Annotated in this window: 9 protein-coding genes; 1 reads left to right on the top strand and 8 read right to left on the bottom strand. The window is 73.4% G+C overall.

Going from position 1 to position 12102, the window contains the following annotated elements:
* Window positions 1-291 precede the first annotated feature (291 nt).
* From ACFWZH_RS25420 to ACFWZH_RS25405, 4 genes are all read right to left on the bottom strand, one after another.
* Window positions 292-1494, bottom strand: coding sequence for a serine hydrolase domain-containing protein (locus ACFWZH_RS25420; RefSeq protein WP_384435489.1), 1203 nt, complete (start codon window positions 1492-1494; stop codon window positions 292-294).
* Window positions 1495-1607: 113 nt separating this feature from the next.
* Window positions 1608-2381 carry an energy-coupling factor ABC transporter ATP-binding protein gene (locus ACFWZH_RS25415; protein ID WP_384435486.1) on the bottom strand — a complete coding sequence of 258 codons (774 nt, stop codon included), beginning with the start codon at window positions 2379-2381 and terminating at the stop codon, window positions 1608-1610.
* Window positions 2369-3130, bottom strand: a complete 762-nt coding sequence (gene cbiQ, locus ACFWZH_RS25410) for a cobalt ECF transporter T component CbiQ (RefSeq protein ID WP_384435483.1) — start codon at window positions 3128-3130, stop codon at window positions 2369-2371. The genes ACFWZH_RS25415 and cbiQ overlap by 13 nt, the downstream gene beginning before the upstream one ends.
* Window position 3131: 1 nt before the next feature.
* On the bottom strand, window positions 3132-4259 hold the full coding sequence (locus ACFWZH_RS25405) for an energy-coupling factor ABC transporter permease (protein WP_384435480.1): 1128 nt from the start codon (window positions 4257-4259) through the stop codon (window positions 3132-3134).
* Between the two features lie 334 nt (window positions 4260-4593).
* Here ACFWZH_RS25405 and ACFWZH_RS25400 point away from each other — a divergent pair, with 334 nt between their 5' ends.
* Complete coding sequence (locus ACFWZH_RS25400) at window positions 4594-7938, top strand: S41 family peptidase (protein ID WP_384435513.1); 3345 nt, start codon at window positions 4594-4596, stop codon at window positions 7936-7938.
* A gap of 210 nt (window positions 7939-8148) precedes the next feature.
* Here ACFWZH_RS25400 and ACFWZH_RS25395 read toward each other — a convergent pair whose 3' ends face one another.
* From ACFWZH_RS25395 to ACFWZH_RS25380, 4 genes are all read right to left on the bottom strand, one after another.
* Window positions 8149-8382 (bottom strand): hypothetical protein, encoded by a 234-nt coding sequence (locus ACFWZH_RS25395; RefSeq protein WP_384435478.1) that lies wholly within the window; start codon window positions 8380-8382, stop codon window positions 8149-8151.
* Window positions 8383-8532: 150 nt separating this feature from the next.
* Window positions 8533-9423, bottom strand: coding sequence for an SDR family oxidoreductase (locus tag ACFWZH_RS25390; protein WP_384435475.1), 891 nt, complete (start codon window positions 9421-9423; stop codon window positions 8533-8535).
* Window positions 9420-10427, bottom strand: a complete 1008-nt coding sequence (locus ACFWZH_RS25385) for an alpha/beta fold hydrolase (RefSeq protein ID WP_384435472.1) — start codon at window positions 10425-10427, stop codon at window positions 9420-9422. The genes ACFWZH_RS25390 and ACFWZH_RS25385 overlap by 4 nt, the downstream gene beginning before the upstream one ends.
* Window positions 10424-11950, bottom strand: coding sequence for a flavin-containing monooxygenase (locus tag ACFWZH_RS25380; RefSeq protein WP_384435469.1), 1527 nt, complete (start codon window positions 11948-11950; stop codon window positions 10424-10426). The genes ACFWZH_RS25385 and ACFWZH_RS25380 overlap by 4 nt, the downstream gene beginning before the upstream one ends.
* Window positions 11951-12102 lie beyond the last annotated feature (152 nt).

Below are 12102 nucleotides of genomic sequence, written 5' to 3'. Positions count from 1 at the left end.
GGGGCGGGTGGGGTCTGTTGTGTGTCCAGGGGTGGGTTTACCTCAACACAACAGGCCCCTCCGGCCCGCCCCCTCCCGCCCGGTGGAGCGCCCCCGCCCCGGTGGGGATGTGTCAAAAAGACCAGAAGCTCGGCCCGTCACGATGCGGCCGAGCTTCTGGTCTTTTCGTCTTCCCCACCGGGGTGGGGTCCCGTTCGCCACCGGCACCCACCACCCACCCGGGGCCCCACCCCACAACCCACCCCGCTCCCGCCGAAGGCGGGGAAAAACGCACAGAAGAGACGCGGCGGGTCAGCCGGCAACGTGGGAAACAGCCCGCAGCAGCGCCTGCGCGCGGGGGTCCGCCGTCACATTGCGCTGCATGCCGTTGGTGACATAGCCGAAGGCGACCCCGCTTTCGGGGTCCGCGCACGCCAGCGCGCCCCCGCGCCCGGGGTGACCGAACGACCCGGGCGCGAGCAGCGGCGAGGCCGGGCCGTGCAGCATGAAGCCGAGGCCGAAGCGGGTGTTGACCAGGAGGGTGCGGTCGAGACCGGCGGACTCCTCGGTGCGGGCGAGGGTGAGGGTGGCCGGGGCGAAGAGCCGGGGCTGGTCGTCGACGGCGCCGATCAGCGCCGCGTAGCAGCGGGCCAGCGAGCGGGCGGTGGCGATGCCCGCGGAGGCGGGCAGCTCGCCGGCCCGGTAGGCGGGGTCGTTCTCGTCGGGGCCCGGGGAGATGGCGCCGAAGGCGCGGCTGGTGAGGGAGGTGGGGTCGGCGTAGGCGTCGGCCACCGACCGCTTCGGCCGGGCCCGCAGGCCCGACGCGGCCGGCGTCGCCGGCGGCTCGACGGCCGCGAGGCGGCCCACCCTCTCCTGCGCCGCGCGCGGAAGCCCGATCCACAGGTCGAGGCCGAGCGGCCCGGATATCTCCTCGGCGATCCAACTGCCGATGGTGCGTCCGGTGACCCGCAGCACCAGCTCGCCGATGAGCCAGCTGTAGGTCTGCGCGTGGTAGCCGTGGTCCGTGCCGGGCTCCCAGGCGGGCGCCTGGGCGGCGACCGCGGCGGGGCCGCTGACGCCGTCGACGGCCTGGGCGGGGGTGAGCGGGGTGTCCAGGACGGGCAGGCCGGCGCGGTGGGACAGCAGATGCCGGACGAGGACCCGTTCCTTGCCGGCGGCCTTGAACTCGGGCCAGTACGTGCCGACCGGCGCGTCGAGGTCGAGCTGTCCGCGCTGGTGCAGCAGCAGCGGGACGATCGCGGCGATGCCCTTGGTCGCGGACCGGATCACCTGGGCGGTGCCGGCCTCCCACGGCGCGGCGCCGCGCGCGTCGGCGTCGCCGTCCTTCGTACCGGCCCACAGGTCGACGACCTTCCGCCCGTGCCGGTAGACGGCGACCGCCGCCCCCCGCTCTCCGCGCTGGGCGAAGTTGGCCGCGAAGGCGTCCCGGACCGGCTCGAAGCCGTCCTCGACCGTGCCCTGGACGTCCACCACTGATTCCCGCTTCCCACTCATCCGTCGCTTTCGTGACCCATCAATGGTGCAACGCGCGGATCAGTGCTGATGACCAGGGCCACGGCCCGTGGTGTTCGTCACACGGCGACGGGGCGGCCGGCCGGTGCCCCGGGTCACCGGGGGACGGTCACCGACCGGGGGTCGAAGCCGAAGGGCAGCTCCAGGCGGTGGCTGCGCATCAGTTCCTCGTCGCAGAGCAGGTCCTGGGTGGTGCCGTCGGCGACCAGCACGCCCCCGGAGAGCACGACGGAGCGCGGGCACAGCTCCAGCGCGTACGGCAGATCGTGGGTGACCATCAGCACGGTGACGTCCAACGACCGCAGGATGTCGGCGAGTTCCCGGCGGGAGGCCGGGTCGAGGTTGGAGGAGGGCTCGTCCAGGACGAGGATCTCGGGGCGCATCGCCAGGACCGTGGCGACGGCCACGCGCCGGCGCTGGCCGAAGGAGAGGTGGTGCGGCGGACGGTCGGCGAAGCCCTCCATGCCGACCCGGGTGAGCGCCTCGGTGACCCGCGCCTCCAGTGCGTCGCCGCGCAGCCCCGACGCGGCCGGGCCGAAGGCGACGTCCTCGCGGACGGTGGGCATGAACAGCTGGTCGTCGGGGTCCTGGAAGACGATGCCGACCCGGCGGCGGATCTCCGCGAGGTTCTGTCCGGCGACCGGGAGCCCGGCCACCGCGACGCTGCCGGCGCCCGCTTCGAGGATGCCGTTGAGGTGCAGTACGAGGGTGGTCTTGCCGGCGCCGTTGGGGCCGAGGAGGGCGACCCGTTCGCCGCGGCCGACGGTCAGGTCGACGCCGAAGAGCGCCTGGTGGCCGTCGGGGTAGGCGTAGGCGAGCCCGGAGACGGCGAGGGAGGGGGCGGGCGTGGCGGTGCTCAAAGGGTCCATCCCAGGAGGCAGACGGCGAGGGCGGCGAGCGGGAGCGCGGCCGCGCGGGTCCATTGTGTGCGGGTGCCGGTGGTGGCGTCGATGACGGGCATGGTGCCGGTGTAGCCGCGGCTGACCATGGCGAGGTGGACCCGCTCACCGCGCTCGTAGGAGCGGATGAACAGCGCGCCGGCGGACTTGGCGAGCACGCCCCAGTGGCGCACGCCGCGGGCTTCGAAGCCGCGCGAGAGCCGGGCGATCCGCATCCGCCGCATCTCGTCGGTGATCACATCGCCGTAGCGGATCATGAAGGACGCGATCTGGACGAGCAGCGGCGGCATCTTGAGCCGCTGCAGACCGAGCAGGAATTCCCGCAGCTCGGTGGTGGCGGCGAGCAGCACGGAAGCGGCGACGCCCAGCGTGCCCTTGGCGAGGATGTTCCAGGCGCCCCAGAGCCCGGACCGGCTCAGGTCCAGTCCGATGAGGTGGATCTGCGGGCCCTCGGCGACGAACGGCATCAGCAGGGCGAAGGCGACGAACGGCACCTCGATCAGCAGCCGTTTGAGCAGGAACCCGGCCGGGATCCGGGCCGCCGCGGCGGCGGCCGCGATCAGCAGGGCGTACAGCCCGAACGCCCAGACCGCCGCGCGCGGGGTGGCGACGACGATCAGGACGAAGCCGAAGACCGCGGCGAGTTTGCACTGCGCGGGCAGGGCGTGCACCAGCGAGTGCCCGTGCCGGTAGAGCTTGTGGGCGTGGCCGGCTCCCATGTCAGACGTTCTCCGTCTGCCGCGCGGCGGGCCGAGCGCCGGTGTTCCTGCGGCGGCGCAGGACCACGAACACCCCGGTGCCCACCGCCAGTGTCGCGCCCACCCCGATGACACCGGCCAGGCCGCCGGACAGCCGCGGGTCGGTGATGTCCTTGACGCTGTAGTCGGCGAGCGGTGAGTCCTTGGTGGCGTGGTCCTTGGTCTTGGCGTCGATGCCCTGGTCGTGGGCGACCTTCTCCAGGCCGTCGGGGCTGGCGGAGGCGTAGTAGCTGACGCCGCCCGCGCACACCAGGGCGGCGGCCACCCCGGCCAGCCACACCCGGCGGGCCGAGCGGCGCGGGGCGGCGACAGCCGTGGGGGCGGGCGCGGTGGCGGGTGCGGTGGTGGCCGCCGCCACCGGCTCGGCGGTGCCCGGGGACGCAAGGGGCGAGGTCCGCAGTTCCAGCGGCTTGGTCAGCCCGCGCGCGCCGTAGACGAGATCGGGCCGTACGGCGATGACGGCCCCGACGGTCAGTGCGGTGATCGCCGCCTCGCCGATGCCGATCAGTACGTGCACGCCGACCATGGCCGTGAAGACCTTGTCGATCGCCACGTCCGCGGTCCCGCCCAGCGCGTAGAGGGCGGTGAAGGCCACCGCGGCGGCCGGCACCGAGACCAGCGCGGAGACGAACGACGCGACGGTGATCGAGCGCCGCCTCCTGGGCAGCACCTTCACCAGCCCCCGGAACAGGGCGTAGGCGACCACGGTCGTCACGAGCGCCATGTCGGTGATGTTGACGCCCAGGGCGGTCAGCCCGCCGTCGGCGAACAGCACCCCCTGCATCAGCAGCACGACCGAGACGCAGAGCACGCCGGTGTAGGGGCCGACGAGTATCGCCGCCAGCGCCCCGCCCAGCAGATGCCCGCTCGTACCGGCCGCGACCGGGAAGTTCAGCATCTGCACGGCGAAGATGAACGCCGCCACCAGCCCGGCCAGCGGCGCCGTGCGCTCCGCGGCCGCGGCGCCGCCCTGTCCCGCACCGGCCAGCTCCCGGCGGGCACCGCGCAGACTGACCGCGACCGCGACCGCGGCGACGGCGCCGGCCGCCACCGACACCGGCGCGTTGATGAATCCATCGGGTACGTGCATCTGGGGCTCTCCGCTTCGGGCTCCGCAAACCAGCCAGGGCTGGTACAACCGGCCAATCGTCGCGGCTACTGCAACCGATTCGCAAGAGCGCCCGTCATGCGGATGCGCGCCCCCCGCCGGGCAGCCGTCTCCGCCTGCGGGTCCGCGGGTGGCGACGGCGGGGTGGAGCGCCGCTCGCCGCGCGCTCGCGGGCCGGGCCGCCGCTGTCCGAGACCCGCCGGCCCGAGTTGCCACCCTCACCCCCGGCCGAAACCATGGATGGGTGAGCGATGCCCCAGAGGCCGTCGGGCCGCGAACGGAGTCGAAGGCCAAGCCGCGTGGCCGGCTGCGCCGCATGCCGACCACGCCCGACGCACCGCCCGGCTCGTACCTGCGCTTCCCCCATCTGCACGGTGACCTGCTCTGTTTCGCCGCCGAGGACGACCTGTGGGTGGCCCCGATCGCCCCGGACGGCCAGGAACCCGGCCGCGCCTGGCGGCTGACCGTCGACCGCACCCGCGTCGGACACCCCCGCTTCTCCCCCGACGGGCGGCACATCGCCTTCACCACCTGGCGCAGCCTCGACCCCGAGGTGTACCTCGCGGCGGTCGACGGCGGCCCGGCGCGCCGGCTGACGTACTGGGGCAGTACCGACGCGCGGGTGTGCGGTTGGACGCCGGACGGGCACATCCTGGCGGTGTCCTCGCACGGGCAGCCGTTCTCGTACTACTCCTGGGCGTACAAGCTGCCGACCGACTCCGGTCCGGGCGGGAAGCTGCCCTGGGGCCCGGTCTCCGACATCGCGGTCGCCGATGTCGCCGGTGAGCACAAGACGCTGCTGCTCAGCGGTACCCCGCCGCACGAGCCCGCCTCCTGGAAGCGCTACCGGGGCGGTGCGACGGGCAGGATGTGGCTGCACGGCGTCCGGCTGCTGCCGGACCTGTACGGGCATCTGGACTCGGTGATGTTCGTCGGGGAGCGGATCGCGTTCCTGTCCGACCACGAGGGCATCGCCAATGTGTACTCGTGCCGGCAGGACGGCACCGACCTGCGCCGGCACACCGATCACGCCGACTTCTACGCCCGGCACGCCTCGACCGACGGCGAGCGGATCGTCTACCAGTGCGCGGGCGACGTCTGGCTGATCGAGGACCTCGGCCCGCACGCCGTGCCGCGCAAGCTGGGGGTGCGCCTGGGCGGCCCGCGGGCCGGCCGCCGCAGCTACCAGGTCCCGGCCGCCTCGCACGTCACCTCGCTCGCGGTGGACGCCACCGGGCGGGCCAGCGCGGTCGGCGTACGCGGCAGCCTGTACTGGCTCACCCACCGCGACGGCCCGGCCCGGACGATCCACGACACCCCGGGCGTGCGCGTCCGGCTGCCCGAGATGCTCGGCTCCAGCGGCCGGATCGCCTACGTCACCGACGCCGAGGGCGAGGACGCCGTGGAGATCACCGATCTGCCGCGGGCCAGCGCGCCGGGCGAACCGCGCCGGCTGGCGGCCGGGCAGCTGGGCCGGGTCCACGAGATGACCGCCTCACCGGACGGCGAGCGGCTGGCGGTGGCCGCGCACGACGGCCGGCTGCTGCTGGTGGACGTGACCCGGCCGGAGGAGGGATCGACCGAGGAGGACCGGTCCGAGGAGGACGAGGCGGCCGGCCCCGGCGGCGTCACCGAGCTGATCCGCTCCACCAACGGGCCGGTCCGCGACCTCGCCTTCTCCCCCGACTCCCGCTGGCTGACCTGGTCGCATCCGGGCATCGGCCGTTCGCTGCGGCAGATCAAGATGGCCCGGCTGTCCGACCGGCACATCGTGGACGTCACCAACGGCCGCTTCGAGGACGAGCAGCCGGTGTTCACCCGCGACGGGCGCTATCTGGCGTTCCTGTCCTGGCGCGGCTTCGACCCGGTCTACGACGTGCACACCGGGGACCTGTCCTTCCCGCTGGGCTGCCGGCCCTACCTCGTACCGCTGTCGTCGGCGACCCCCTCCCCCTTCGCGCTGTCGCCGGAGGGGCGGCCCGCGGCGGGCGGCCTGGACCCGGACGAGATCCCTCCGCCGGCCGGCGAGGGGCCGGTGCTGGTGGAGGTGGAGGGGCTGGCGAACCGGGTCACGCCGTTCCCGGTGGCCGCCTCCAAGTACTCCTCGCTGGAACCGGTCGCCGGCGGCGGCCTGGTCTGGCTGCGCTGGCCGATCTCCGGCGCGCTGGGCGAGACCTTCGCCAACCCCGACAACACCTCCGGCAAGCCCACCCTCGAACACTTCGACCTGCCCAAGGCGCGCCGCACCGAACTCACCAGCTCCCTGGACGGTTTCGCGCTCAGCGGCGACGGCTCCCGGCTGGTGGTCAACGACGACGGCGAGCTGCGCGCGGTGCCGGCCACCGAGCCGGCGGACAGCGACTCGACGGTCTACCTGGACCTGCGGCGCATCCTGCACGACGTCGATCCCGAGGCGGAGTGGCGCCAGGCGTTCGACGAGGCGGGCCGGATCATCCGGGCGTACTTCTGGGAGCCGCGGATGTGCGGCATCGACTGGGACGCGGTGCTCGCGCAGTACCGTCCGCTGGTCGAACGGGTCGCCTCCCCCGACGAGTTCGCCGATCTGCTGCGCGAGGTGCTGGGCGAACTGGGCACCTCCCATGCGTACGTCACCGGCGCCCGGCGCAACGAGGGGCCGCCGCACTACCAGCGCGCGATGGGGCTGCTCGGCGCCAACTTCGCCTGCCGGGACGGCCGTTGGGTCGTCCAGCGGATCCTGCCCGGCGAGTCGTCGGACTCCAAGGCCCGCTCCCCGCTGGCCGGTACGGGCATCCGCGACGGCGCGGCGCTCACCCATGTCGACGGCCGGCCGGTGGACCCGGTCGCCGGCCCGTATCCGCTGCTGGCCGCGGCCGGCGGCACCACCGTCGAGCTGACGTTCTCCCCGGCGGAGGGCAACGGCCACGCCCGCCGGGTCGCGGTGGTCCCGCTGATCGACGAGCGGCCGCTGCGCTACCAGGACTGGGTGGCCAAACGGCGGGCCGTGGTACGGGAGTTGAGCGGCGGCAAGTGCGGCTATCTGCACATCCCCGACATGGGCGGCTCCGGCTGGGCGCAGTTCAACCGCGATCTGCGGATGGAGGTCTCCCGGCCCGCGCTGATCGTGGACGTACGGGGCAACGCCGGCGGCAACATCTCCGAGCTGGTGATCGAGAAGCTGACCCGGACCATCATGGGCTGGGACCTGACCCGCGACGCCGAGCCCGTCTCGTACACCGGCAACGCGCCGCGCGGCCCGGTCGTCGCGGTCGCCGACGAGATGACCTCGTCCGACGGCGACATGATCACCGCGGCCTTCAAGCTGCAGGGCATCGGGCCGGTGGTCGGCATGCGCACCTGGGGCGGGGTGGTCGGCATGACCGGGCGGCACCGGCTCGCCGACGGGACGACGATCACCGTGCCGATGAACGCGGCGTGGTTCCGGCTCTACGGCTGGGGCGTGGAGAACCACGGCGTGGAGGTGGACATCGAGGCACTGCGCTCGCCGCTGCACTGGGCCGAGGGCCGGCACCCGACGCTGGGGGTGGCGGTGCGTACGGCGCTGGAGTTGCTGGAGCGGCATCCGGCGGCGACGCCTCCGGACCTGTCGGACGTACCGGACCGGCGACGGCCGGCACTGCCGCCACGCAGCAGCGGCGCCACGGGGGCGGCGGGGGCCTGAACGGTCCGGCGACCGGGGCGAACCCGACGGGCGGCGAACTCGACGGGCAGGCGACCGAGGCGAACTCGCCTTCGCCCACGAACGAGGAACGGACGAGGAACGGACGAGGAAGGGCCTCGGCCGACAAGCCGATGGGGCGCACCCGGTCGACCGGGTGCGCCCCTCACGCATGGCGCGTACGTCGCCGCGCGTGGTGTTCAGGACGTGGCGTCAGCTCTGGTAGCGACCCTCGGCGTCGTCCAGCGCGTCCTGAGCGGTCCGGCGGCCCTGCTGGCCGCGGTCACGCTGCGGGTCGCGCTCCTGGCCGCCCTGGCGCCGGCCGCGCTCCTGCTCCTCGCGCCGACCGCGCTCGGGGGAGTTGCCGGCGCGAGGGCCGCTCGCGGCCTGGTTCGCCTGGTCACGGAGCTCGTTGGCCTTGTCCTGGAACTGGTCCTTGATGCCCATACTGTTCACTCCTAGTGGGGTGTGGGGGGCGGTTGGGCCCCGAAACAGCGTGACACGCCCGGACATTGCTCGCATTTCGATCACGAACGGCTACCCTCCGTGATCCGCGCGGCGGCCGGACAGGGCGGACTCAGGAGCCGAACTCGCAGGTCAGCGCGCCTTCTCGGCGGCGCGGGCCTTTTCGTCGGCCTCGCCGCCCGCACCGACCAGCCCGATCCGCATCCCGTCCAGCCGGTCCCCGAACCTGCGGATCTCGCGCTGGCCCACCGACCCGATGACGGCCGGCAGATACCCGCGCAGCGACTGCATCCCGCGCAGCCACCACTGCCCGTAGACATGGGCGGAGCGGCGCTCGATGCCGGCGACGATCCGGTCGACGGCGGGGCCCAGCGGATAGGTCTTGTTCGACGGCCAGGGCAGCCGGGAGCGCAACTCGCGCATGGTGTCGTCCTGGTCGGCGCCGCGCACCATGTCGGTGTCGGTCCAGCTCAGATAGCCGACGCCGACCCGTACGCCCTTGTGGCCGACCTCGGCCCGCAGGCAGTGCGCGAAGGCCTCCACGCCCGACTTGGACGCGCAGTACGCGCTCAGCATCGGCGCGGGGGTGATCGCGGCGAGCGAGGCGATCTGCAGGAAGTAGCCGCGGGACTCCATCAGGACGGGCAGGAAGGCCCGGCCGGTGACCGCGCTGCCTATCAGGTTGACCTCGACGACCCGCTTCCAGGCGACCGGGTCGGAGTCGACGAACGGGCCGCCGGTCGCCACACCGGCGTTGGCGACGACCACATCGACCTTCCCGAAGCGGTTCTTGACCCCGGTCGCGACCCGGGCCATGGCCTCGTGGTCGGTGACATCGGCGTGCCAGTGGTGGGCCGGGCCGTGCAACGAGGCCGCGACCTCGCGCAGTTCGTCCGGCTCCAGGCCGACCAGCGCCAGCGTCGCGCCGCGCGCCGACAGCTTGCGGGCCAGCAGCGCGCCGACCCCGCGCGCCGCGCCCGTCACCACCACGACCTGGCCGTCCAGGTTTCCGCTCGTCCTCATGCCGTCCGCTCCTTCTTCTGCCGCTGCTTGCCGTGGGGTGCCTGGGCGGGGACTTCCGAGCCGGCCGCCGGCTCTCCGGCACCGGTGCCGGCCGCCTTGAGGTGATCGCCTACGAGTTCGCGCAGCCGGCCGGCGACCGCGCCCGGGTCCTCGACCGGTGTCATGTGCCCCCGCCCCGGCAGCTCGGTCAGCCCCAGGAAGTCGGGGAGCACGGAGGCCATCCGGCGGGCGTGCACCGGCGGGGTGAGCCGGTCGGCGGTGCCCGCGAGGACCGCCGTCGGCACGTCCAGCCGGCCGACCTCGCCGGTCAGTTCGAGTTCGGCCAGCACCATGCCCCAGCGGGCCCGGACGCCCGGCGGGCAGCCGTGCACGATGCGCGCACAGGCCTCGACCTGCTCGGCGGTGGAGGCGGCGCCCATCGTCGCGTACTTCAGTGCGCTCTTGGTGAGCGGCGAAACGGGGCCCAGCGGCGCGCGGGAGCCCAGCAGCAGGCGGTGTGCGCGGCGCCGTCCGGCCGGGCCGCGCAGGGGGAACACCCGGGATTCCGCGGGTAGTTGAGAGAAGCCGGTGCTGCACAGCAGCGCGGCGGCGGCCCGTGCGCGCAGCTCCGGCCGGTCGGCGGCGGCCATGATCGTCATGCCGCCCATGGAGTGGCCGCCCACCACGGCGCGTTCGTCCGCCTCCAGGGTCGCCTCCAGTACGGCGGCGAGGTCGTCGGCGAGCGCACGGGTGCTGTAGCCGGCCGGGGCGACGGCCGGGCTGCGGCCGTGTCCGCGCTGGTCGTAGACGACGACCTTGTGATCGTCGGCCAGCTCGCGGACGACCGGGGCCCAGAAGGCCGTCGAGCAGGTCCAGCCGTGCGCCAGCACGACGGCCGGGGCCTGCTCGGGCCCGTGGAACTCGGCGTGGATCCGGGAGCCGTCGGCCGAGGTGACGGTCACTGTCCGGCGCGGCACCGGCGGGGCGTAGGGACCACTGGTGACGTGTCCGGGGCGGCGGCTCATGCGGCCACCTCCGCTCGCGCGTCGGCGGACCGCCCGGCCGTGGTCCCGGGTGGCCGCAGCACCTCGTACTCGGCGAGATCGACCTGCCGGGTCACCCTCTTGAACTCCGCGGTCGTCCCCGGCCAGGCGGTGGTGTTGCGCCCGTTGGCGTCCAGATACCAGCTGTCGCAGCCGCCGGTGTTCCACACCGTCCGCTCCATCCGCCGCTGGATGTGGCGCGTCCACTCGTCCACGGCGGACTGCCGGGCGCTCAGCGCGATCTTCCCGCCGAGAATGTCCAGTTGGCGCATGAAGTCCACCATGTAGTTCAGCTGTGCCTCGATCATCAGGATCATCGAGCTGTTGCCGAGACCGGTGTTGGGCCCGATGATCGTCAGGAAGTTCGGGAAGCCGGCCGCGCTGGCTCCGCGCAGCGCCGCCATCCCGTCCTTCCACTCCTCCGCCAGCGTCGTCCCCCTGGCGCCGGTGACCCGCTGCGCGATCGGCATGTCCGTCACATGGAAGCCGGTGCCGAAGACGATCGCGTCGGCCTCGACCTCGCTCCCGTCGGCCCCCACCAGGGTGCTGCCGCGCACCTCCTTCAGCCCGGCGGCGACGAGATCCACATTGGGCCGGGCCAGCGCCGGGTAGTAGGTGTTGGAGAGCAGTATCCGCTTGCACCCGATGCGGTAGTCCGGCGTCAGCGCGCTGCGCAGCTCCGGGTCCTTGATCGCCTTCTTCATGTGGCTCTTGGCCAGGAACTCGATCATCCCCAGCTCGTCGGGGCGCTTGGTGAAGGCGCTGACCTGCAGTTCCCTGATGCCCCAGAGCAGTCCGCGGCGTGCCGCGCGGGTGGCCGGCAGCTTGGTGTGCAGCCATTTCTCGGCCGCGCTGATCCTGCGGTCGGCACGCGGCAGCACCCAGGGCGGGGTGCGCTGGAAGAGCGTGAGCCGCTCCACGTCCGGCTGGATGGCGGGCACGATCTGGATCGCCGACGCACCCGTGCCGATCATGGCCACGCGCTTCCCGCGCAGGTCGTAGTCGTGGTCCCAGCGCGCGGAGTGGAAGACCTTCCCCGGGAAGGAGTCCAGCCCCGGCACGTCCGGGAGCTTGGGGTCCGACAGCGGCCCGGTGGCCGACACCACCACGTCGGCGGTCAGCGGCCCACCGGCCGTCTCCAGCTCCCAGTGCAGTTCGCTGTTGCTCCAGCGCAGGCTCCGCACCTCGGAATGGAACCGTATGTGCGGGCGCAGCCCGAAGGTGTCCGTCACCCGCTCCAGGTACGCCCGGATGTGCGGCTGCCCGGAGAAGTTCCGGGGCCACTGCGGGTTGGGCGCGAAGGAGAACGAGTACAGGTGCGAGGGCACATCGCATGCGCACCCCGGATAGCTGTTGTCGCGCCATGTGCCGCCCACCGAGCCGGCCCGTTCCAGGACCACGAAGTCGGTGATCCCCTGGCGTCGCAGCCGTACGGCCGCCCCCAGGCCACCGAAGCCCGATCCGATCACCGCCACGCGCACATGCTTCCGCTCGCGCTCGGCCATCCGCCGCCTCCCGAGTTCGACGCTCTGCACCGCAAACCTACGACGCCGACAGCCGCAGGCCCGCCCAATCGCGCCAGCAATCACTGGCACAGTTGGGCACAGGGGGAGAGTAGGGCAGCCGCGTACTGAGCGGTAGGGGTCCGGCGCCAGGA

Origin of the sequence: Streptomyces sp. NPDC059008, from assembly GCF_042749045.1 — a bacterium.
In the GTDB taxonomy this organism is placed as follows: domain Bacteria; phylum Actinomycetota; class Actinomycetes; order Streptomycetales; family Streptomycetaceae; genus Streptomyces.
This window is presented reverse-complemented; position numbering and strand designations above follow the sequence as displayed.

Excerpts from the sequence above, each read along its gene's own strand:
- ACFWZH_RS25380 (WP_384435469.1), bottom strand. The coding sequence starts at position 11,950 with ATGGCCGAGCGCGAGCGGAAGCATGTGCGCGTGGCGGTGATCGGATCG.
- ACFWZH_RS25420 (WP_384435489.1), bottom strand. The coding sequence starts at position 1,494 with ATGAGTGGGAAGCGGGAATCAGTGGTGGACGTCCAGGGCACGGTCGAG.
- cbiQ (WP_384435483.1), bottom strand. The coding sequence starts at position 3,130 with ATGGGAGCCGGCCACGCCCACAAGCTCTACCGGCACGGGCACTCGCTG.
- ACFWZH_RS25395 (WP_384435478.1), bottom strand. The coding sequence starts at position 8,382 with ATGGGCATCAAGGACCAGTTCCAGGACAAGGCCAACGAGCTCCGTGAC.
- ACFWZH_RS25390 (WP_384435475.1), bottom strand. The coding sequence starts at position 9,423 with ATGAGGACGAGCGGAAACCTGGACGGCCAGGTCGTGGTGGTGACGGGC.
- ACFWZH_RS25385 (WP_384435472.1), bottom strand. The coding sequence starts at position 10,427 with ATGAGCCGCCGCCCCGGACACGTCACCAGTGGTCCCTACGCCCCGCCG.
- ACFWZH_RS25400 (WP_384435513.1), top strand. The coding sequence starts at position 4,594 with ATGCCGACCACGCCCGACGCACCGCCCGGCTCGTACCTGCGCTTCCCC.
- ACFWZH_RS25405 (WP_384435480.1), bottom strand. The coding sequence starts at position 4,259 with ATGCACGTACCCGATGGATTCATCAACGCGCCGGTGTCGGTGGCGGCC.
- ACFWZH_RS25415 (WP_384435486.1), bottom strand. The coding sequence starts at position 2,381 with ATGGACCCTTTGAGCACCGCCACGCCCGCCCCCTCCCTCGCCGTCTCC.